Origin of the sequence: Oceanibacterium hippocampi (assembly GCF_900172325.1) — a bacterium.
Lineage (GTDB): Bacteria > Pseudomonadota > Alphaproteobacteria > Sneathiellales > Sneathiellaceae > Oceanibacterium > Oceanibacterium hippocampi.
The window spans coordinates 768,039-789,338 of record NZ_FWFR01000001.1; the positions used below are offsets into that span (position 1 = coordinate 768,039).

A 21,300-nucleotide genomic window follows, 5' to 3' on the forward strand; every position below is an offset into this window, starting at 1 on the left:
TCATGAAAAACCTCGCGAACCTGATGAAGCAGGCGCAGGAGATGCAGGGCAAGATGGCCGAAATGCAGGCGAGCCTCGAAGGTCACGAGGAAACCGGCTCGGCCGGCGCCGGCATGGTCGAGGTGACGCTCAACGGCCGGAGCGAGCTTCGCCGCGTCAAGATCGATCCGAGCCTTGCCAATCCGGACGATCTGGAAATGATCGAGGACCTGCTGGTCGCCGCCCACAAGGACGCCAAGGCGAAGGTCGAGGCCTTCTCGGCCGAGAAGATGCAGGAGCTGACCGGCGGCCTGCAACTTCCCGGCGGTATGAAGCTGCCTTTCTGAACCCGGGCCGAAGCGGGAAATCCTCATGGGTGGCGCCGAGATCGAGCAGCTGATCCGCCTGCTCGCCAGGCTGCCGGGGCTCGGGCCCCGGTCGGCCCGGCGCGCGGCCCTGCAACTGATCAAGCAGCGCGAGGCGTTGATGCTGCCGCTCGTCCGGGCGATCACCGAGGTCGCCGAGACGGTCACCGCCTGCTCTGTCTGCGGCAATGTCGACAGTCGCGATCCCTGCGTCATCTGCGCCGACCAGCGGCGCGACGGCAGCCTGCTCTGCGTCGTCGAGGATGTCGCCGATCTCTGGGCGATCGAACGCAGCGCCGTCTATCGCGGCCGCTATCACGTGCTGGGCGGCACGCTTTCGGCGCTCGACGGGGTCGGCCCGGAGGATCTGAAGATCGACCAGCTGATCGCCCGCGCCGCCGAACCGGGCGTCGAGGAAGTCGTGCTCGCCACCAACGCCACCGTCGACGGTCAGACGACGGCCCATTACATCACCGACCGGCTGGAGGGTTCCGGCGTCAGGATCTCGCGCCTCGCCTCGGGCGTTCCGGTCGGCGGCGAGCTCGACTATCTGGACGACGGCACGCTCAGCGCCGCGTTCCGCACCCGGCGCCCGGTCGCCGGCGAGTAGGCGCGCCCTCAGGCCTCGCCGGCAGAGGCCCCGTTGCCGAGCAACCGCCCGTCCGGACTTGAATCCTGCGGGCCGGATTCGGGCGGTGCAGCAATCCCGGCCGCCTCGGCGCTTCCGGATTCGTCGCCAAGCTGCAGTTCCTCGATCCGTTCGCCCTTGCGCTTGATCTTCTGGCTCGAGGTCTCGATGTCGCGGATGTCCTTCTCCGCCTGGGTGAAGTGTCTTCTCAGGTTGTCGACCCGGTCGTCCAGTCGCTCGACATCCTTGAGCAGTTCAAGGACCTGTTTCTGGATGACGCCCGCCTGTTCCCGCATCCGGGCGTCCTTGAGCACGGCGCGGACGGTGTTGAGCGTCGCCATCAGCGTGGTCGGCGAGACGATCCAGACCCGGGCCCGGTAGGAGCGTTGCAGGGTCTCCGGGAAACCGGCGTGGATCTCGGCATAGACCGCCTCCGACGGCAGGAAGAGAAGCGCCGATTCCGCGGTTTCCCCGGGCACGATATAGCGTGCCGCGATGTCGTCGATATGCTTCTGCAGCGCCGAGCCGAAGGCGCGCCGGGCCAGCGTCTTCTCGGCGTCGGTCTCGGCTTTGCGCAGCTGGTGGTAGCTTTCCAGCGGGAATTTCGCATCGACCACGATGGAGCCCGGTGGCTTGGGCAACTCGATCAGGCAGTCGGCCCGCTTGCCGTTCGAGAGTGTCGCCTGCATCGAATAGGCCGACGGCGGCAGGGCGGCGGCGACCAGATCGTTGAGCTGCAGTTCGCCGAAGGCGCCGCGCGCCTGCTTGTTGGCGAGGATGTCCTGCAACCCGACCACCTGGCCCGACAGTTCGGTGATGTTCTGCTGGGCCCGGTCGATAACCTCGAGCCGGGTCTTGAGCTCGCCGATCGTCTTGCCGGTCTTCTCGGTCTGCTCGCTCAACCCGTCGCCGAGTCGCTTGCTGACCGTGTCCAGCCGCTCGGTCAGCGTCCGGTTGGTCCGTTCGGTGGATTCGGCCAGGCTGTCGCCGAGCCGTTTGGTCACATGGTCGAGGCGCTCGGCAAGGGTCTTCTGGATCTCGCCCTGGGCATACTGGTTCGCCTGCGACAGGCTCTCGACCTGGCCGAACAGCCGCTGCTGGGTCTCGGCCATCTGCTGGGTGAGGAGCTTCAGCGCCTCGGTCTCCCGGCGCGCCTGCCGGGCGCCGCGAAGCACCGCCAGCCAGGCGATCGCCAGCACGAGGACGACAATCGCGGCAATGCCGACAAGGATGGTTTCGTTCATCGATTTCCCGCTTTCCGGCGGCAGGCCGGTTCCCGCTATGGTTGATTCGGGGCGAGCCTAGCATGGCCGCCCGGCACGGTCACATGCGCCGGCGCTTGACCTCCGGCCCGCCGCCGCCTACCTAGGCTTTCGTGAATAACCGTAGTGCGTGAGACCATGTCGCTGTTGCCGATCATCGAAGCGCCCGACCCGCGCCTGAAAGTCATCTCGGACAAGGTATCCGTGGTCGACGACCAGTTGCGCCGCCTCGCCGACGACATGCTGGAGACGATGTATGCCGCGCCCGGCGTCGGCCTCGCTGCGATCCAGGTCGGCGTGCCGAAGCGGCTGCTCGTGGTCGATACCGCCCGACAGGGGGAGGCGCCGGATCCGCGGGTGTTCATCAACCCGGAGATCGTCTGGCTGTCCGACGAGGACAACACCTACGAGGAAGGCTGCCTTTCGGTGCCCGAGCATTACGCCGAAGTGACCCGACCGGCGGCGCTCCGGGTGTCCTATCTGGATCGCGATGGCAAGGCGTCGGAGGTCGAGGCCGACGGCCTGCTCGCCACGGTCCTCCAGCACGAGATGGACCATCTCGATGGCATCCTGTTCCTCGACCATATCTCGGCGATCAAGCGCAACATGATCCTCCGCAAGATGGTCAAGGCGAAGAAGCAGAAGGCCAGCGAGAGCGCCTGATGCCGGCGCCGCTCAAGCTCGCATTTCTCGGCACCCCGGATTTCTCGATACCCGTTCTGGACGCGCTCGTCGCTGCCGGCCACGAGATCGCCGTCGTCTATACCCAGCCGCCGCGCCCGGCGGGCCGGGGCAAGAAGGACAGGATCTCGCCCGTGCACGAACGGGCAATGGCGCTCGGCATCGAGGTCCGCACGCCGAAGAGCCTGCGCGATCCCGACGCCCAGGCGGCCTTCTCCGCGCTGGATCTCGATGCCGCCGTCGTCGTCGCCTACGGCCTGATCCTGCCGAAGGCGATCCTCGACGCGCCCCGCCTCGGCTGCATCAATGTCCATGCCTCGCTGTTGCCGCGCTGGCGCGGCGCGGCGCCGATCCAGCGCGCTGTCATGGCCGGTGACGCGGAAACCGGGATCGCCATCATGCAGATGGCGGAGGGTCTCGATACCGGGCCCGTCCTGATGGAAGCGCGCTGTCGGATCGGATCCGGAACGACTGCCGGCGAGCTTCATGACCAGCTTTCCCGGATGGGGGCCGAGCTGATCGTGCCGGCCCTGGAGGGGCGGGCGGCGGGCACGCTGCGGGCGGTTTCCCAGGACGAGGCCGGCGCCAGCTACGCGAAGAAGATCGAGAAGGCCGAGGCGCGCATCGACTGGGATCTGCCGGCGGTCGAGATCGAGCGCCGGATCCGCGGTCTCAATCCGTCGCCGGGTGCCTTCTTCGAAACGGGCGCCGAGCGCATCAAGGTGCATCGCGCGGAATTGGTCGAGGGGACCGGCCGACCCGGCGAAGTGCTCGACGAGCAGCCGACGATCGCCTGCGGCGAAGGCGCGCTCAGGCTGATCGAGGTGCAGCGCCAGGGCAAGGCGCCGATGGCCGCGGCCGATTTCTGGCGCGGCTTCCGGCTGCGCCCGGGCGAGCGGCTCGGCTGAGCCGGATGGCCCGCTACAAGCTCACCGTCGAATATGACGGCGGCCCCTACGTCGGCTGGCAGCACCAGGAGAACGGCCGGTCGGTCCAGCAGGCGCTGGAAGAGGCGGTGCGGGCCTTCTGCGGCGAGACCGTCCGCATCGTCACCGCCGGACGGACCGACGCCGGGGTGCACGCGCTGGGCCAGGTCGTCCATCTGGATCTCGCCCGTGACTGGCCGGCAGAGACCGTGATGCATGCCATCAACCAGCATCTGAAGCCGGAACCGGTCGCGGTGCTGGCATCGGTGGCGGTGTCGGAGGATTTCCATGCCCGGTTCTCGGCGCTCGCCCGGCATTACCGCTACCGGATCGTCAACCGGCGGGCGCCGCTCGCCCTCGAGCACGACCGGGCCTGGCGGGTATCGCGGCCGCTCGACGCGGCGGCGATGCACGCGGCGGCGCAGGTCCTGATCGGACGGCACGACTTCACCACCTTCAGGGCCGCCCAGTGCCAGGCGAAGTCGCCGCTCCGCACGCTCGACCGGCTCGCCGTCCGGCGCGAGGGCGAGACGGTACTGATCGAGGCGAGCGCGCGCTCGTTCCTGCACAATCAGGTCCGGGCGATGGCCGGCACCCTGTCACTGGTGGGCGAGGGAAAATGGAGCGCCGGACGGCTCGCCGAGGCGCTCGCGGCGTGCGACCGTGCCGCCGCCGGTCCGAACGCCCCGCCGCACGGGCTCTATCTCGTCGCCGTCGACTATCCGCCCGAAAGTTAGTTGGTCAGCCGAGCAGGCGCCCGGTCAGGGCGAGCAGCAGCAGGCTCACCAGGGTTTCCACGGCGACCAGGAGCCCGGCAAACACCGGCGTGACGCCGAGCGCGCTCCGGGTCACGAACCAGAGGAAGAAGAGCAGGATTCCCTGGACCAGAAAGATTGCCATCGCGAGCAATCCTTCCGAGAGAATCCCGGAATAGATGATCGGCGTGTAGAGCAGGACGGCGCCGATGATCGCCGCCTTGCACCAGTTGTAGGCGACGATGTAGCGCACATAGACATGCTTCAGGTGGTAGTTCCAGGCGATCACGGCCATGACTGCCGGAAAGGCGATCCAGTCGAGGCTGTAGGCGACGAACTCGGCGACAAGGTAATCGGTCGCGGTCGAGCCGTCGTCGGTGGCCAGCGGCGAGACGGCGCGCAGCAGGATGATCAGGAGAAAGAGCGGCGCCGCGTAGATCGCCGCTCCGAAGGAACGCCAGAAACCTGTGAAGCTGGCGTCGAAACAGCCGAGCCCCTTCGGGTCGAGATGGGCGAGCCGCCAGACGCCGTAAAGTGAGAGCAGGGCCTCGCGCAGGGTCGGCATCGCTCAGGTGAAGAAACGCGCCAGGACATCGTGATAGATGTCCGTCAACGCCGCGATGTCCGACAGCTCCGCCCGTTCGTCGATCTTGTGCATGGTTTCGCCGATCATGCCGAACTCGACCACCGGGCAATAGTCCTTGATGAAGCGCGCGTCGGAGGTCCCGCCGGTGGTCGACAGTTCGGGCGTCCGGCCGAGCCTGGTCTCGACGGCGGCGACGACCACTTCCGCGAGCTTGCCGGGCGGCGAGAAGAAGGGCTCGGAGTTGCGCCGGATATCGAGGTCGTAGGCGATGCCGGATGGCGCCGCCTCGGCGACGCGGGCACGCAGCCAGGTCTCCAGGCTCTCGCCACTGTGCGTGGTGTTGAAGCGGATGTTGAAGGTCGCCCTGGCCTCGCCCGGTGTCACGTTGGTCGCCGGATTGCCGACATCGACGGTGGTGATCTCGAGGTTCGAGGCCTGGAAATGCTCGGTCCCCTCGTCCAGCACCGGCTCGGCGATCGCCTGCAGCATCTTCATGAGCGGCGGGATCGGGTTGGCCGCCAGGTGAGGATAGGCAACGTGGCCCTGCACGCCGTGCACCGTCAGAAAGCCGGTCAGCGAGCCGCGTCGGCCGATCTTGATCATGTCGCCGATCGCCTGCGGATTGGTCGGCTCGCCGACCAGGCAGGCGTCCAGAGTCTCGCCCTCGGCAGCGAGCGCCTGCAACATCTTGACGGTGCCGTTGACCGATGGGCCTTCCTCGTCGCCGGTGATCAGCAGGCTGATCGAGCCGGGGAAATCGGGCCGTTCGCCGATGAAGCGGGCGCATGCGGCGGTGAAGGCGGCGATCGCCGTCTTCATGTCGGTGGCGCCCCGGCCATAGAGGACGTCGTCGCGGATCTCGGCGGCGAACGGATCGCTTGCCCAGTGATCGACCGGGCCGGGCGGAACCACGTCGGTATGGCCGGCGAAGCAGAAATTCGGCGCGCCCGAGCCGAAGCGGGCATAGAGATTGTCGACGTCCGCCGTGCCGCTCTCGCTGAAGCGGAGGCGCCGGCAGGCGAAGCCCAGTTCCCCGAGCGTCCGGCCGAGAATGTCGAGCGCGCCGGCATCCGCCGGCGTCACGCTGGGGCAGCGGATCAGCGCCTGTGAGAGCGCGACCGCATCGATCCTGTCACTGATCGGGTTGTTCTCGTTCATCGGTCCCGAATACAGACCGGGCCGGCAAGCGTCAACGGCGATGGTCGGGACGAACCGCGTCGCCGAAGCGATGTTCAGGGCAGGCGCACCAGATCGAACCGGCAATTGTTGATCTCGGCCGGGGCGAACTCGCTCAGCCCGTCGAAACTGACCTTCAGCAGCGTCTTGAACTTCGGATCGCGGATCGACAGCGCCCCGTCGTCGCCGATGGTGCCGCGCGCCTGGCTGGCCACCTCGCGTCCGTAGGTGACCCGGTAGAAGGTCGCGGCGACGTTGCGGCCGCGCACGACCAGTTCGACGCGCGGCGGTTCCTGGTTGTAGCCGCTGGCGATCTGCGGACAGCGGCCGACCCCGCGGCTCCGCCAGCGCCCGGTATAGGGCTCGAACGCGGGTGCCTGGTAGACCGGCGCGGCGACGGCCGGCGGGGCAATGCTTGCCGTCTGCTGCTGTTGCGGACGAGCTTCCGCCGCCTGCAATTCGGCCAGCAGGGCGCGGGCCTCGCCGGAATAGGCGCCGGTCGGATACTTGCCGAGATAGGTCTGGATGACCTTCATGCTGGCGCTGTCGCGGGCCAGTTCCCAGAGATCGCGTTCCCGCGCCGCCTCCTGCATTGCCTGGTTCCGGTCGACGCGAAGCGCGTCAAGGCGGAGCCGGGCGACATTGGCATAGATGCCGTCGGGGAACTCCTCGAGGAAGCTCTCGAGCAGGATCGGCTCGTTGCTGTCGCGGATCTTGCCCCAGATCTTCTGTTCCTGCTCGCGCGCCGCCTTCTCCTCCGGCGAGAGCGTGCTGGCGTCGCCGGTCCCGCGGGTCAGTGCGCCACCGGCCCGCAGTTCCTCGAGCCTGAGCGCGGCAAGGGTGGCGAAGCGGCCCTCGGGATATTTCTCGAGGTAGCTTTCGACCATGGCCGGGTTGCTGCTGTCCTTGACCGAGGCCCAGTAGGCGAGTTCGGTCGAGCCGTCCCCGCCGGCGGTCAGCATGGTCGCGGCATCGAAGTTCGCAGGTACGAACAGGAAGTCGCCGCCCTGGTCGTTGGCATAGGGGATCGGGTTGTAGCGCGGCGTCTGCTCGGCGTTGGCGACGACGTTCGAGCGCAGGTTGTCGAACAGCTGCTGCCCCTCCATGACCCCGGGATTGTCGCCGAGGGCCCGCAGCAGCGCATAGGTGAAGACCGAATGGCCGTCGGTCCCGGTGTCGAGCACCGGTTCCTCGCCGCCGGAACTCATGACCCGCCGGGTCCGCTTCTCCGACAGCCGGCGGAGCAGCGCCATGCGGCTTTCGCTGGCGTTGAAGCTGGTATCGACGCTGCGGGTGAGCGCCCCCGAATAGCAGGAATCGGCGATCACCAGCGCATGCTTGGCGGCCATCGCGCGCAGGTTCCCGGTGATCGCGGACGCGGAGACCCAGTTCGCCTGGTCGTCGAGCGTGGCGTCGATCGGCAGCCAGAAGCCCTCGTCGGCGCCCTCGTCGAGAATGCCGTGCCCGGCGTAATAGAGCAGGAAATTGTCGCTCTCGCCGAGGATCTTCCGGTAGTGGCCGATGCGGGCGATGATCTCGCTCCGCGTCGGGTTGATCAGAAGCTCCGACTGGAAGCCGTATTTCTCGGTCAGCAGCTTGTGCACCGCCGTCGCGTCCGAGATCGCCGTCTTCAGCTTGTTCAGATTGGGGTAGTCGTTGATGCCGATGACCAGCGCGTGGTAGCGGCCGAACTGGATACTCTCCGAATCGGCCGCCGCGCGCGCCGCGCCCGGAATGGCAACGGCGAGAAGGAAAAGGGCGCACAGACCGGCGGCAAGACGTCGAGCGATTGTCATGGGGCCAATTTACGCCCGCCGCTCCTGCCGGTCCAGTGTCACCAATGAGGCGCTGAACGGGCCCGTTTCAGGCGCGCAGCAACTCGTTGATCGAGGTCTTCGAGCGGGTCTTCTCGTCGACCCGCTTGACGATGACCGCGCAATAGAGGCCCGGTCCCGGCGTGCCGTCGGGAAAGGGCTTGCCCGGCATGGTGCCGGATACCACCACCGAATAGGGCGGTACGCGGCCATACATGACCTCGCCCGTCGCGCGGTCGACGATCTTGGTCGAGGCGCCGATATAGACGCCCATCGAGAGCACCGAGCCTTCACCGACGATGACCCCTTCGGCGACCTCGGCGCGGGCGCCGATGAAGCAGTTGTCCTCGATGATGACCGGACCGGCCTGCAGCGGCTCCAGAACGCCGGCGATCCCGGCGCCGCCCGAGATATGACAGTTCTTGCCGACCTGGGCGCAGGACCCGACGGTCGCCCAGGTGTCGATCATGGTGCCGGAATCGACATGGGCGCCGAGATTGACGAAGGACGGCATGAGCACGACGCCGGGCGCGATATAGGCCGAGCGGCGGACGACGCAGTTCGGCACGGCGCGGAAGCCGGCGGCGCGGAAGCGCGCCTCGTCCCAGCCCTCGAACTTCGACGCGACCTTGTCGAACCAGGGCGCGGCCTCGCCCGGACCGCCCGGGATCGCCGTCATGTCGTTGAGACGGAAGGAGAGCAGCACCGCCTTCTTCAGCCACTGGTTCACGTGCCAGTCGCCGTCGCGCTTCTCGGCGACCCGGAGCGCGCCGGTATCGAGCCCCTCCAGGGCGTCCTCGACGGCGTCGCGGATCTCGCCCCTGGTCGCGGTCGTGACGGTGTCACGGTTGTCCCATGCCTGATCGATGACGGCGGCGAGTTGCTCCATGCTCATGGCAGGGTTCCTTGTCTCTGGACTCTGGTGGCGGTCGACCGGTGAAAGGATCCGGCGATACGGGGTCGCCGCAAGATAGCCGCCGTCGACCGGCTGTCAATCGGCGGGCGCGCCGTGCGCCGCCAGCCATTCCGCGAGATCGTCCGCGACATAATGGACATGCTCGCCCTCGGCGCCCTCGGCCGCCCAGTCAACGGGACCCGGTATCCACAGCGTGGTCATCCCGAGGTCATGGGCCGGTACCAGGTTCTTGGCGATATCCTCGGCCATCAGAGCCGTTTCCGCCTTCGCCCCGAATCGCTTCAGCATGGCCTCGTACGGACCCCGTTCCGGTTTGGGAACGAAATCTGCGGCGACGATGTCGAAGATTCCCTCGAAGATGTCGGCGATGCCGAGACGGTCGAGGATGCGCTCGGCATGGGCCGTGGAGCCGTTGGTATAGACGACCAGGCGGCCCGGCAGGGCGGCGAGCGCGGCGCCGAGCGCCGGTGCCGGTTCGAGGACCGAGAGGTCGATATCGTGGACATAGTCGAGGAAACGCTGGGCATCGATTCCATGCTCCAGCATCAGCCCTCTCAGGGTCGTTCCATGCTGCCTGAAATAGTGTTTCTGCATCGCCCTCGCGGCCTCGAGATCGACGTCGAAATGGCCGGCGATGAATTCGCCCATGCGGCGAGAGACCTGGGGGAACAGGTTGCTGCTCGCCGGATAGAGCGTGTTGTCCAAATCGAAGACCCAGAATCGGACGTGGGCGAGGTCGGGTTTCCTGCTGTCGGCAGCGTTCATCGCGTTCTTCATGGCGCCATTCTCGACCGCCGGCGCGGCCCCGGCAAGTGCCTGCGCGCGGGGCCGCGCCGGCGGAGCTTAAGCGGGCGTTAATGCTCTGGTCGCTATGGTTGCAGAGCTTTTCTGCGCTGGCATCGACGGGACAATGGCCGCATGGATAGGAAACACAGTTGAACGTTCCGCTTGGTTTGGAGGCTTGGGATTCGGCGGCGGATGCAGCCCTGCCCGAAGCCCTGGCCAATCTCATCGAGATGTTTCCCGGTCCTGCTTTCCTGGTCGACGGCGACGGCGTGCATATGCATGGCAATGTCATCGCCGAACCGTTGCTCGCGGTGCTGGACAGCCTGCCGCTCGACGCACCGCTCCGGCGCAGCCTGATCCAGGTCGTTCGCAGCGGGAAGAGCGTGCAGCGCTCGATGAAGCTGCCGGACCTGATGCCCGAACGGGTCTACGACCTGTCGCTGATCCCGATGCCCGGAGACGGGCAACCGGTCAGCCTCGTGCTCGGCCGCGATGTCAGCGTCGAGCGCAATCTCAAGACGGCGCTGATCTCGGCCCGCGAGATGTACAAGAGCCTCGTCGAATGCTCCGCCGACTTTGCCTGGGAGACCGACGCGAGGGGGCAGTTCTCCTTCGTCTCGCCGCGCGGCGCGCTTGGCTACAGCGCCTCGGAACTTGCCGGCTCGCCGGTCGCCCGGCTGTTCCGTCCGGCGGCCGACGAGATCGATCCGTTCCAGAGCTCCGAGCCGGTCGATGCGCACGAGATCGTCGCCGAGCGGGCCGACGGCAAGGAAGCTGTGCTCGTCGCCTCGAGCCGCCCCTATTTCGGTGCGGGCGGCGCCTGGCGCGGGTGCCGCGGCGTCTGCAAGGACGTGACGGCCGAGCGCCGGCAGGCCGCCGCGCTCGCCCGGGCCGACGAGCGGGAGCGGCTCCTCGGCGGCATCATCGCGGCCATCCGGGCGGAGGTCGAGGCGTCCGACATGTACGACGCCTGCCTGCAGCGCCTGGTACCGGCGATGGCCGCCGGCGGTGCGATCATCTTCCGCTGGCCGCATGCCGCGGGCGAGGGACCTGTTGCGGTCGCACGCCTTGGCGTCAAGGCGCGCGATGCGCTGGCGGTCGCACGCACCCTGCCGCGCGATCCGGACGGCCGGGCGACGATCGAAATGCGGTCCGACGACGACAACTGGCTCTACGCGGTCTGCGGCACGGGCAAGGCGCCGCTCGGCGGCATCGCGGTCCGGCGCGACCGGTCCCGGGAAACCTGGAACGGCGACGAACGGAACCTGCTCGAGCGCGTCGGCGGTCATCTCGGGATCGCCCTCGAGCAACTCGATCACCGCGAGGAGCTGCTGCGGCTGGCGCGGACCGATCCGTTGTCCGGGTTGCTCAACCGGCATGCCTTCGAGAGCGAACTCAAGATGCGCCTCGAACGGTTCTCCGAGCCGCATCATGCCGGCGCGCTGCTCTATGTCGATCTGGACGGCTTCAAGAAGATCAACGACGAGCTCGGCCATCACGCCGGAGACGAGGCGCTCGTTAGGGTTGCCAGCATCCTGCGCACCGGCAGTCGGGCGGCGGACCTGGTGTCCCGCTATGGCGGCGACGAATTCGTCGTCTGGCTGCACAAGACGGATCTGGACGGGGCACGAAAGCGGGCGGCGCGCCTGCTGTCCGACATCGCCGAACTGCGCGCAAGCAACCCGTCACTTCCGTCGACGTTCGGCGCCTCGATCGGGATCGCGGTCGGCAGCGGGGCCGGATTGAAGACGGTCGGCGCGCTGCTGCAGGCCGCCGACCGGGCGATGTACGAATCGAAACACAAGGGCCGCAACATGATCAGCGTCATGGACGACGCGGCACTGCGGCCCGGACGGGGGAAGGGCGATGCTTAAGCGGCTACTGAACCGGAGCAGGGCGCTCGATCGCGCGAAATCCGAAACGGAACGTTACGAGATCAGCCGGGAACTGCTGGAAGGCGCGGACCCGAAAACGCGCGCCGACATGGCCCGCCGTGAGGATGTCCGTCCCGAGGTCCTCTATTATCTGGCGGGTGACGACGAGGCGGTGGTACGTCTCGAGATCGCCGGCAACGCCAAGACACCCGCCCAGGCAAACCTGCTGCTCGCCAGCGACCGGGACGACGAGGTCCGTTGCCAGCTTGCGCTCAAGATCGGCCGCCTTCTGCCGACGCTTGACTGCGAAACCCAGGTCGTGGTGCGCGAGCGGACGATCGAGGTGCTCGACATTCTCGCCAACGACCAGTTGCCAAAGGTCCGGGCGATCCTGGCCGAGGAGCTCAAGACCTGCGTCGCCGCGCCGAAGTCGGTGATTCTCAAATTAGCGCAGGATATCGAGGCGATCGTTGCCGCGCCGATCCTGGAATACTCGCCGCTGCTCAGCGACCAGGATCTCCTGGAAATCATCGCGGCGGGTGTTGCCGAGGGCGCGATGCCGGCCATTGCCCGGCGCCGTGACCTGCCGGCGGAGGTGAGCGATGCCGTCGTCGCCTCGCTCGAGATTCCGGCGATCGCGGCCCTGCTCGCCAACCCGTCGACGCAGATCCGCGAGGAGACCCTCGACATGATCCTCGACCATGCGGAGGATCTCGAATGCCTGCACGAGCCAGTGGTGATGCGGGCCGACCTGTCGGTGCGCGCGATCAAGCGGATCGCCGGTTTCGTCGCGGCGTCGCTGGTCGATATCCTGGTCTCCAATAACGAGCTGCCGGACGATGTCGAGCAGGATCTCAAGGAGGCCGTCCGCAAGCGGATTGCCGAGGCGGAGGCGGCACCGAACGATGACGATCCGGGCGAGGTCGAGGCGCAGAGGCTGAGCAGCCTCGGGAAGCTCGACGAAGAGGCGATCACCTTCGCTCTCGACGCAAATCATGCCGAGTTCGTGATCCATGGACTGGCCCTGCGGTCGGACATCGCGCCGGGGACGGTGCGGCGGATCTTCGCGGCACGGAACGCCAAGGCGATTACCGCGCTGGCCTGGAAGAGCAATCTGTCGATGCGCTGCGCGTTGAAGATGCAGAATTTCGCCCGGGTGCCGCCGAAGGAGCGGGTCAATGCCCGGAACGGCGTGCATTTCGCGCTCAAGCCCGAGGACATGGAATGGCAGCTCTCGTTCTTCGTCGGCTGAGCCCGGAACGAGAGGCCGGGGCGCCCGCCGGACGCCCCGACCCCGCTGCCAATGATGCCGCGGATCAGCCCATCGGGCCCTGATCCTTCCGCGTGATCGCGATGATCGACGAGCGCGGCACGGCATTGCCGCCGCCGGGGAAGTGGCTGTCGCCCTTTTCGCCCGGATGCTGGATGCCGACGAACATCGTCGACTGGTCGGCGCTCCAGGCGATGCCGGTCACCTCGCATTGCTTCGGCCCGACCAGGAAGCGGCGGATCTCGCCGGTCTCCGGGTTGCCGAGCAGCATCTGGTTGTTGCCCTGCCCGGCGAAGTCCTTGTCGTTCGAGTAATTGCCGTCGGTCTGGATCCAGAGGCCACCCCGGCTGTCGAAGATCAGTCCGTCCGGCGAATTGAACATGTTCTCCGTCGTCACGTTCGACGAACCCCGGCGCGCATCGTCATGGACCGCCGGGTTGCCGGCGACGACATAGAGGTCCCAGTCGAAGCCCCGGGCCGCGTGATCCCCGCCATCGGGCCGCCAGCGCACGATCTGGCCGAACAGGTTGGCCTCGCGCGGGTTCGGCCCGCTGACCGGCGTCGCGTCCCCGCCGGCATTCGGCTTCTGGCCGCGATTCTTGTTGTTGGTCAGACAGCAATAGGCCTCCGCCTTGTGTGGATTGGCGGCGACCCATTCGGGACGGTCCATGGTCGTCGCGCCGACCGCCGAGGCGGCCTGCCGGGTATGAACGCAGATGTCCGCCCGGGAGGCCATGCCGGTCGCCTGGGGCGTGAGTTCGAGCCATTCGCCGCGACCGTCGTCGGAGAATTTCGCGACATGAAGGCTGCCATCCTCGAGCAGGTCGCGGTTGTCGCTGCCCTCGGTGTAGATACCGGCGGAAACGAAGCGATAGAGGAACTCGCCCCGCTCGTCATCGCCAAGATAGACGACGACCTTGCCGTTCCGGGCGATCACCAGTTCCGCGTTCTCGTGCTTGAAGCGACCGAGCGCCGTGCGCTTCCTCGGTGTCGAGGCGGGATCGAGCGGATCGATCTCGACGACATAACCGGCCCGGTTGGGCTCGTTCGGATGCTTCGAGATATCGAAGCGCTCGTCGGTCCGGGCCCAGCCATAGCCCCAGTCCTTGTTGCCCACGCCGTAGCGGGCGAGCTCCGCGGACGGCTTGTTGTCCGGATCGCTCGAGGAGAAGTAGCCGTTGAAATTCTCCTCGCAGGTCAGGTAGGTGCCCCACGGCGTGCGGCCGTTGCCGCAATTGTTCCAGGTGCCGAGCGCGACGGTGCCGGTCGGATCGGCCTGCGTCTTCAGAAGGTCGTGGCCGCGCGCCGGGCCGGTGATCGCCATCGGGGTATCGGGAGTGATGCGCCGGTTGACCGGCGAATCGGCCACCATCCGCCACTTGCCGTCCTGCCGGGCGATCTCGATGACGCTGACGCCGTGGCCGTTCTTGCCCTTGCGCACGTCGTCGTCGGTCTCGGGCGTGCCCGATGCCCGATTGCCGAAGATGATCGCGTTGTTCACATACTCGTTGTTCACCGCGAGGATCGAGCGGCCGACGTCGGTGAACAGGGCCATGCCGTCGTTGTTGTCACCGAAGGCGAGCGCCTGGGACGCGGCGGTGCCCCGCGTCGCGTCGTCGAAGGCCACTCCCTTCGCCCACATCGGATCGCCCCAGCTCACCAGGAGCTGCCAGTCGAAGCCGTCCGGGAGCGTGATGGTATCCTCGCCGTTCGCGGCGATCGGCGTGAAGTCGAGCCAGTTTCCGGCCCCTGCGGCGAGTGCCCGGGACGAGGTCAGGCAGCCGGCGCCGAGCACCAGCGCCGAGGCGCCGATCGCGGCCGAACCGGCCAGGAAGCCGCGCCGGTTGAGAAGCCGTTCCGCGATGGCGTTGAAGGCGGGCTCCGCGGCTGGCGGTTTGTTGGCGTCGTCGAATTCGTCGAACGATAGGTCGGATCGGTTGGTCACGGGCTTGTCCCTTTTCCCCGGATGCTGCATGCCCGCCTGACCCGGGGCGCGCCGGAGGGCGCACCGTCGGCCGCGGGCGTCGCATCTCAGCAGGGTGCTGTTGCAGTGGTGGGACCGATGCGTGACGGGACCGTGACGGCGTGGCCGGGCCGTGCGCGGCGACGCTATTCCTCGTCGTCGTCGGCGGCGCGCGGTTCGCTGATCATCGTCCCGATGCCGTGCTCGGTGAATATCTCGAGCAGCAGTGCGTGCGGGATCTTGCCGTTCAGGACGTGCGCCGCGTCGACGCCGTGCTCGACCGCGTAAAGGCAGGTCTCGAGCTTCGGGATCATGCCGCCGGAGATCACGCCGTCATCCTCGAGCTGGCTGATCTCGGCCGGCGTGAGATTGGGGATGAGCTGCTTGGCCTCGTCGAGGACGCCGATGACGTCGGTCATCATGATCAGCTTGCTGGCCCCGATCGCCGCGGCGATGTGACCGGCCGCGGTATCCGCGTTGATGTTGTAGGTCTCGCCCTTGGTGCCGATGCCGATCGGCGCGATGACCGGGATCAGGCTGCTTTCGGCAAGGCTGATCAGGATTTCCGGATTGATCCGGAAGGGTTCGCCGACGAAGCCGAGATCGAGGATCCGCTCGATGTTGGAATCCGGGTCGCGCGCCGCGCGGCGAAGCTTGCGCGCCTCGATCAGGCGGCCGTCCTTGCCGGAAATGCCGACGGCGGTGCCGCCGGCGCCGTTGATCTCGGTCACGATCTGCTTGTTGATCGAGCCCGAAAGGACCATCTCGACGATCTCGACGGTTGCTTTGTCGGTGACCCGGAGGCCGTCGATGAACGAGCTCTGGATCTTCAGCCGCTCCAGCATCTTGCCGATCTGCGGCCCGCCGCCGTGCACGACGACGGGGTTGATGCCGACCTGCTTCATCAGCGTGATGTCTTCGGCGAAGAAACGTCCCAGATCCTCGTCGCCCATGGCATGGCCACCGAACTTGACCACGAAGGTCTGCCCGGTGAAACGCCGCATGTAGGGCAGGGCCTCGGCGAGAATATGGGCCTTGGCCATCTGGTCCTTGTTGTAGGCGGGCAGGGCCCCGCCGTCGGTCGTCGGCTTGTCGTTCATGGCGGCTCTTATAGTTGAATCACCCGGCTTCGGCCAGCGCCGCCAGTTCGGCGCGCAGGCTCTCGATGCCATGTCTGGTTTCCGAACTGGTGACGGCGATGTCGGGATGTGCCGCCGGTCGCTTGCGAAGCGAGGCCTCGACCGTCTCGCGCACCTGGGCGAGGGCCGACGCACCGACCTTGTCGGCCTTGGTCAGGACCACCTGGTAGACCACGGCCGCCTGGTCGAGCATCGTCATGACCTCGATGTCGGTCTCCTTCAGCCCATGCCGGCTGTCGACCAGGACGAGCACGCGGCGCAGCACCGGCCGGCCTTTGAGATAGAGACGGATCAGTTCCTGCCAGGCGCCGACCTTGGCCTTGGAGGCCTTGGCGTAGCCGTAGCCCGGCAGATCGACGAGGCGCATCCGGCCGCCGAGATCGAAGAAATTGATCTGCTGCGTGCGGCCCGGCGTCTGCGAGGTCCGGGCCAGGCTGCGCCGGCCGGTGAGCGCGTTCAGCAGGCTCGACTTGCCGACGTTCGAGCGTCCGGCGAAGGCGATCTCGATGATATCGGATGGCGGCAGGGCGGATTCGGTCGCGGCCCCGGCGACGAACTCGCAGGGGCCGGCGAAGAGCAGCCGCCCGGCTTCGAGGCGGGCGGTCTCGTTCGCTTCCGCGCCAGCCGGCTCGTCGGGGGTACTCAGGTCTTTTTCACCTTCATGCGATGCATGATCAGCCATTGCTGGCCCATCGACAGCAGGTTGTTGCAGGTCCAGTAGATCACCAGGCCGGCCGGGAAGCTGGCCAGCAGGAAGGTGAACATGATCGGCATGATTAGGAAGATGCGGGCCTGCATCGGATCGACCGGCTGCGGGTTCAGCTTCTGCTGCAGGAACATCGAGACGCCCATCAGGAGCGGCCAGATGCCGAGATGCAGGAAGCTCGGGGCGTCCCAGGGGATCATTCCGAAGGCGGTGAAGATGTTGGTCGGATCGGGCGCCGAGAGATCCGAAATCCAGCCGTAGAAGGGCTGGTGACGCATCTCGATCGAGACGAACAGCACCTTGTAAAGGGCGAAGAAGACCGGGATCTGCAGCAGGATCGGCAGGCAGCCGGAGGCCGGGTTGACCTTCTCCTTCTTGTAGAGCCCCATCATCTCCTGATTGAGCTTGGCGCGATCCTCGCCGTAGCGTTCGCGCAGCTTCATCATTTCCGGCTGCAGGTTCTTCATCTTGCTCATCGACACGTAGGATTTGTGCGCGAGCGGAAGGAAGACGATCTTGATCGCGATGACGAGGATGATGATGGCGAGGCCGAAGTTGCCGACGACGCCGTAGATGTAATCGAGGGCGTAGAAGATCGGCTTGGTCAGGAAGTAGAACCAGCCCCAGTCGATCGCGAGGTCGAAGCGCTGGATGCCGAGGGAATCCTCGTAGCCCTCGAGGACGCCGACCTCCTTGGCACCGGCGAACAGCCGGTTGGTGGTCTCGGCGCTGGCCCCGGCGGGAACCGTTACCGCGTCCTTCAGATAGTCGGCCTGGAATTTCTCGCCGGCGGGGCTGTGCCGGAAGCTGCCCTCGAAATGCTCGCCCTGCGACGGCACGAGCGCGGTCAGCCAGTATTTGTCGGTGATCCCGAGCCAGCCGTCATTCGACGATTCGCGGACCCGGCCGTCCTCGGCGATGTCGTCGTACTTCTCTTCCAGCAGCTTCTCGTTGAACACCCCGAGGAAGCCTTCATGCAGGATGTAGAAGCCGACCGTCTTCGGCATGCCGTGCCGGGAGACGAGGCCGTAGGGATAGAGCGTCACCGGCTCTTCCCCGTAGTTCACGACGCTGTCCTTGACGGTGAACATGTACTGCCGGTCGAGCGCCACGACGCGCTCGAAGCGCAGGCCCTCGCCGTTGTCCCAGGTGAGCTTGAGCGGCGAGGCCGGAGTGAGCGGGCCGCCCTCCGCCTGCCAGAGCGTGCGCGAGGTCGGTACCTTGACATCGCTGCCCGGTTCCGGTGTCCAGCCGAATTCGGCGTAGTAGGGATTGGCCGAGCCGACCGGGGAGAGCAGGGTGATCTCCGGGCTCTGCTTCTCGACGGTCACGTGGTAGTCGGCCAGCGTCAGATCGTCGATCCGCGCGCCCCGCAGGGCGATCGAGCCGTGCAGCCGGGGCGAATTGATGGCGACCCGGGGGCTGGCGGCCATCGCCGATTCCGCGGTCGCCGCCGGCGCCTCGGCGCTGCCCGAGGCGGGCGCGTCCGGACCGGGCTTCAGCGGGTCGCTCGTCGCCTCCGGGCCCGGGGTCTGCGTGCCGGAGGCCGCGAGCTGACGGGCCTGTTCGGCCTGCTGCTGCTCGGTCCGCGGTACTTCATAGAAGAACTGGAAGCCGAGCAGGATGGCAACGCTCAGGGCGATCGCAACGATCAGGTTTTTCTGATCCGACATGGGTTCTGCTTTCGTCCTTGCAATTCAGGCCGTCAGGTCGCGCGCGCTGGTGGCGTCGCGGCCGACAGTGCCGTGGTCGAGGGATTCGGGTACCGGGTCGCAGCCATGGCCGCCGAACGGGTTGCAGCGCAGGATCCGGCGTGTCGCCAGCCAGCCGCCGCGCAGCGGACCATGCCGTTCGATGGCTTCCGCGGCATAGGCCGAGCAACTCGGGTGATAGCGACAGGAGCCCGCCATATAGGGAGAGATGCAGTAACGGTAGAACGCGATCAGGGCCTGCAGGAAGACAGCGACGATCTTCATGGTCTGCTTCCGTCATCCTGCGCGTGATTCGCGGCGTCGGCACGCTCGTCGGCCCAGACTTGCAGCTTGCGCATCGATTTTTCCAGGTCCCTGCGAAGCGCGTCGAACGGCCGTCCCGGCGTCGTCCCGCGCCCGATCAGGACGTAGTCATAGTCGCTGTGCGCATGCGGTGCGAGGATTTCCATCGCCAGCGCACGCAGGCGGCGCTTGGCGCGGTTCCGGGTGACCGCGTTGCCGACCTTGCGTGTGACGGTGAAGCCGATGCGGGGTCGTTCCTCGTGGCGTGACAGCGCCGCTTGCAGAACCAGCCCGGGCGCCGCGCATTTGCGACCCTTCGCGGCAATCCTGAGGAAGTCCGCCCGCCGTTTCAGATGTCGCATGCGGGCGACCTCGATCTAGGCCGAGAGGCGCTTCCGGCCCTTCGCGCGACGCTGTGCGAGCACGCGGCGTCCGCCGACAGTGGCCATGCGCGCACGAAATCCGTGGCGCCGCTTGCGCACCAGCCTGCTGGGTTGAAAAGTCCGTTTCACTTGCCCACTCCGTGGAACGAGACACGCCCCAGAAGTCGGGGCGCGCACTTGGTCAATGAGATAAGGGTCGCTGTATACGGATTAGACTGCCGCAAGTCAATGCGCGACGCCCGCGCCGCCGTCCGGCCGGATTCGACGTCATCCGGCGGTCACTTGCTCTCACGTTTGAGTGATGCGCGCTATTGTTCGCTCGACGGCTCGCTATGTTCGCGAAGGGCGACGTTGCGCAGGGATCGATGCATGGGAATTCAAGGATGCGGGCGGACCGGGTGGGCCTCGAAACGATGCCTTTCCGAATCGACGCTGGCGCTGTCTCTGCTGCTGCTTGTGTCCCTGGTGGCCGCACCGGCCGGTGCGGCGCCCGCGGCGGAACCCTGGCCGCGCTGGGAACGGCACGACCCGGACTCCACGGCGACTGTGGATCATGACGCCTGGGACGATCTTCTCGACCGTTACCTGGGCGCCGAGCAAGACGGACTGCGGCGTTTCGACTATGGCGCGGTCAGCGCGGCCGACCGGGCCCGGCTGGACGGATACCTCGGGGCCCTCCAGGGCATCGCGATTTCCGGGTTCAACCGGGCCGAGCAGATGGCCTACTGGATCAATCTTTACAACGCGCTGACGGTGAAGGTCGTGCTCGATCACTATCCGGTCGCCACGATCCGCGATATCGACATTTCCCCGGGCCTTTTCTCGAACGGCCCCTGGGACGCCGCGTTGGCCACGGTGGAAGGACAGGAACTGACCCTGAACGATATCGAACATCGAATCCTGCGGCCGATCCTCCGCGATCCCCGCGTCCATTACGCGGTCAACTGCGCGTCGGTGGGCTGCCCGTCGCTGGCGCCGCGAGCCTGGCGGGGCTCGGCGCTCGACAGGATGTTCGACGAGGCCGCCGCCGCCTACGTGAACTCCAGCCGCGGCATCCGCGCGGTGGCGGGCGGCATCGAGGTGTCGCGAATCTATGACTGGTACCGGGACGACTTCCCGCCGGGCGAAGCGGGCCTGCTTGGGCATTTCAGGCGCCACGCGAAGGCGCCCCTGGCCGGGCTGCTCGCCGAGCGGCCGACGATCGAGGGCCATTTCTACGACTGGTCGCTGAACGGAATCACCGGCCCGGACGCCGGTACCAAGAATGGAGGGTCGGTTGACGGCCAACGATAACCTGTCCCGCCAGCCGGCATCCTGGGCGCGCCGCCTGTGGGCCCCGGCGCTGCTCGTCCTGGCCTTCGCCGCGGTTTTTGCCCTCGGCCTTGACGATTATCTGTCGTTCCGGGCGCTTTCGGACCATCGCGACCAGTTGAAGACCTTCGTCGACAACCATTTCGTGGCCGGGTTGCTGATCTATGCCGGACTTTACGCGGTGGCGGTGGCGCTCTCGCTGCCGGGCGGACTGCTGCTGACCGTGTCCGGCGGCTTCCTCTTCGGCTGGTTCGCGGCGGGCTCGGTCACCGTGCTCGCGGCCACGGTCGGCGCCACGGCGATCTTCCTGATCGCCCGGACCTCGCTTGGCGAGCCGCTGCGTGCGCGCGCCGGCAACACCCTGAAGCGGCTCGAGGCGGGCTTCCGCGAGGATGCGATGCATTACCTGCTGTTTCTCCGGCTGGTCCCGCTCTTCCCCTTCTGGCTGGTCAATATCGCGCCGGCGTTCCTCGGCGTCCGGCTGCGGACCTTCTTCCTGGCGACTCTCTTCGGGATACTCCCGGGCACGTTCGTTTTCGCGTTCCTCGGAACCGGGCTCGACAGCGTCATCCGCGAACAGCAGGCCGCGCACCAGGCGTGCCTGGACACCCACGCGGCGGACGGCGCATCGGCGGCGGCCACGGCCTGCCCGTTTGATTTCGACCTCGGGGCGCTGGTCACATGGGAGATTCTGGTTGCCCTGGCCGGCCTCGGGGTGATCGCGCTACTACCGGTGATCTTCAAGAAATTGCGGGCGCAGCGCGCCTGATCTGGGCAGGGTGACAG

At 67.0% G+C, this 21,300-nt stretch carries 22 protein-coding genes; 9 read left to right on the forward strand and 13 right to left on the reverse strand.

Annotation, left to right across the window (positions count from 1 at the left end; genetic code table 11):
• The first annotated feature begins 2 nt into the window (after positions 1-2).
• A complete protein-coding gene (locus OCH7691_RS03555; protein ID WP_085882025.1) occupies positions 3-326 on the forward strand; it encodes a YbaB/EbfC family nucleoid-associated protein in 324 nt (107 codons plus the stop codon).
• 25 nt (positions 327-351) lie between these two features.
• Positions 352-954 carry a recombination mediator RecR gene (recR, locus tag OCH7691_RS03560; protein WP_085882026.1) on the forward strand — a complete coding sequence of 201 codons (603 nt, stop codon included), beginning with the start codon at positions 352-354 and terminating at the stop codon, positions 952-954.
• Positions 955-962: 8 nt separating this feature from the next.
• Here recR and OCH7691_RS03565 read toward each other — a convergent pair whose 3' ends face one another.
• Positions 963-2,216, reverse strand: coding sequence for a DNA recombination protein RmuC (locus tag OCH7691_RS03565; protein WP_085882027.1), 1,254 nt, complete (start codon positions 2,214-2,216; stop codon positions 963-965).
• 156 nt (positions 2,217-2,372) lie between these two features.
• Here OCH7691_RS03565 and def point away from each other — a divergent pair, with 156 nt between their 5' ends.
• From def to truA, 3 genes are read left to right on the forward strand one after another with little or no spacing between them, the layout of a single operon-like run.
• Positions 2,373-2,897, forward strand: coding sequence for a peptide deformylase (gene def / locus OCH7691_RS03570; RefSeq protein WP_085882028.1), 525 nt, complete (start codon positions 2,373-2,375; stop codon positions 2,895-2,897).
• Entirely contained in the window at positions 2,897-3,823 is a 927-nt protein-coding gene (gene fmt / locus OCH7691_RS03575) for a methionyl-tRNA formyltransferase (RefSeq protein ID WP_085882029.1), read from the forward strand. Before def ends, fmt begins: the two co-directional genes overlap by 1 nt.
• 5 nt (positions 3,824-3,828) lie before the next feature.
• On the forward strand, positions 3,829-4,578 hold the full coding sequence (gene truA / locus OCH7691_RS03580; protein ID WP_085882030.1) for a tRNA pseudouridine(38-40) synthase TruA: 750 nt from the start codon (positions 3,829-3,831) through the stop codon (positions 4,576-4,578).
• Positions 4,579-4,582: 4 nt separating this feature from the next.
• Here truA and OCH7691_RS03585 read toward each other — a convergent pair whose 3' ends face one another.
• The 5 genes from OCH7691_RS03585 to OCH7691_RS03605 form a co-directional block, all read right to left on the reverse strand.
• Positions 4,583-5,161 (reverse strand): hypothetical protein, encoded by a 579-nt coding sequence (locus OCH7691_RS03585; RefSeq protein ID WP_085882031.1) that lies wholly within the window; start codon positions 5,159-5,161, stop codon positions 4,583-4,585.
• A gap of 3 nt (positions 5,162-5,164) precedes the next feature.
• Entirely contained in the window at positions 5,165-6,340 is a 1,176-nt protein-coding gene (dapE, locus tag OCH7691_RS03590; RefSeq protein ID WP_085882032.1) for a succinyl-diaminopimelate desuccinylase, read from the reverse strand.
• Positions 6,341-6,414: 74 nt separating this feature from the next.
• On the reverse strand, positions 6,415-8,154 hold the full coding sequence (locus OCH7691_RS03595) for a caspase family protein (RefSeq protein WP_085882033.1): 1,740 nt from the start codon (positions 8,152-8,154) through the stop codon (positions 6,415-6,417).
• Positions 8,155-8,221: 67 nt separating this feature from the next.
• Positions 8,222-9,067, reverse strand: a complete 846-nt coding sequence (gene dapD, locus OCH7691_RS03600; protein WP_085882034.1) for a 2,3,4,5-tetrahydropyridine-2,6-dicarboxylate N-succinyltransferase — start codon at positions 9,065-9,067, stop codon at positions 8,222-8,224.
• Between the two features lie 96 nt (positions 9,068-9,163).
• Positions 9,164-9,865: a pyrimidine 5'-nucleotidase gene (locus OCH7691_RS03605; RefSeq protein ID WP_217807772.1), complete on the reverse strand. Its 702-nt coding sequence runs from the start codon at positions 9,863-9,865 to the stop codon at positions 9,164-9,166.
• A 158-nt stretch (positions 9,866-10,023) separates the two neighbouring features.
• Here OCH7691_RS03605 and OCH7691_RS03610 point away from each other — a divergent pair, with 158 nt between their 5' ends.
• Together OCH7691_RS03610 and OCH7691_RS03615 are read left to right on the forward strand one after the other, a co-directional pair.
• Positions 10,024-11,748: a sensor domain-containing diguanylate cyclase gene (locus OCH7691_RS03610; RefSeq protein ID WP_139839501.1), complete on the forward strand. Its 1,725-nt coding sequence runs from the start codon at positions 10,024-10,026 to the stop codon at positions 11,746-11,748.
• Entirely contained in the window at positions 11,741-13,000 is a 1,260-nt protein-coding gene (locus tag OCH7691_RS03615) for a DUF2336 domain-containing protein (RefSeq protein ID WP_085882036.1), read from the forward strand. Before OCH7691_RS03610 ends, OCH7691_RS03615 begins: the two co-directional genes overlap by 8 nt.
• Positions 13,001-13,064: 64 nt before the next feature.
• On the opposite strand, the gene OCH7691_RS03620 is transcribed toward OCH7691_RS03615, so the two are convergent.
• From OCH7691_RS03620 to rpmH, 7 genes are all read right to left on the reverse strand, one after another.
• Positions 13,065-14,993, reverse strand: a complete 1,929-nt coding sequence (locus OCH7691_RS03620) for a PhoX family protein (RefSeq protein WP_085882037.1) — start codon at positions 14,991-14,993, stop codon at positions 13,065-13,067.
• 134 nt (positions 14,994-15,127) lie between these two features.
• Positions 15,128-16,081: an acetylglutamate kinase gene (gene argB, locus OCH7691_RS03625; protein ID WP_085882038.1), complete on the reverse strand. Its 954-nt coding sequence runs from the start codon at positions 16,079-16,081 to the stop codon at positions 15,128-15,130.
• Between the two features lie 19 nt (positions 16,082-16,100).
• Complete coding sequence (yihA, locus tag OCH7691_RS03630; protein WP_085882039.1) at positions 16,101-16,802, reverse strand: ribosome biogenesis GTP-binding protein YihA/YsxC; 702 nt, start codon at positions 16,800-16,802, stop codon at positions 16,101-16,103.
• A complete protein-coding gene (yidC, locus tag OCH7691_RS03635; protein ID WP_085882040.1) occupies positions 16,763-18,499 on the reverse strand; it encodes a membrane protein insertase YidC in 1,737 nt (578 codons plus the stop codon). The genes yihA and yidC overlap by 40 nt, the downstream gene beginning before the upstream one ends.
• Positions 18,500-18,523: 24 nt before the next feature.
• A complete protein-coding gene (gene yidD / locus OCH7691_RS03640) occupies positions 18,524-18,802 on the reverse strand; it encodes a membrane protein insertion efficiency factor YidD (RefSeq protein WP_085882041.1) in 279 nt (92 codons plus the stop codon).
• Entirely contained in the window at positions 18,799-19,182 is a 384-nt protein-coding gene (rnpA, locus tag OCH7691_RS03645) for a ribonuclease P protein component (RefSeq protein WP_085882042.1), read from the reverse strand. Before rnpA ends, yidD begins: the two co-directional genes overlap by 4 nt.
• A gap of 15 nt (positions 19,183-19,197) precedes the next feature.
• Entirely contained in the window at positions 19,198-19,332 is a 135-nt protein-coding gene (rpmH, locus tag OCH7691_RS03650; RefSeq protein WP_085882043.1) for a 50S ribosomal protein L34, read from the reverse strand.
• A 240-nt stretch (positions 19,333-19,572) separates the two neighbouring features.
• Between rpmH and OCH7691_RS03655 the strand changes: the two genes are divergently transcribed.
• Together OCH7691_RS03655 and OCH7691_RS03660 are read left to right on the forward strand one after the other, a co-directional pair.
• Entirely contained in the window at positions 19,573-20,496 is a 924-nt protein-coding gene (locus tag OCH7691_RS03655) for a DUF547 domain-containing protein (protein WP_085882044.1), read from the forward strand.
• Positions 20,480-21,283: a TVP38/TMEM64 family protein gene (locus tag OCH7691_RS03660; protein WP_217807774.1), complete on the forward strand. Its 804-nt coding sequence runs from the start codon at positions 20,480-20,482 to the stop codon at positions 21,281-21,283. Before OCH7691_RS03655 ends, OCH7691_RS03660 begins: the two co-directional genes overlap by 17 nt.
• The last annotated feature ends 17 nt before the right edge of the window (positions 21,284-21,300 follow it).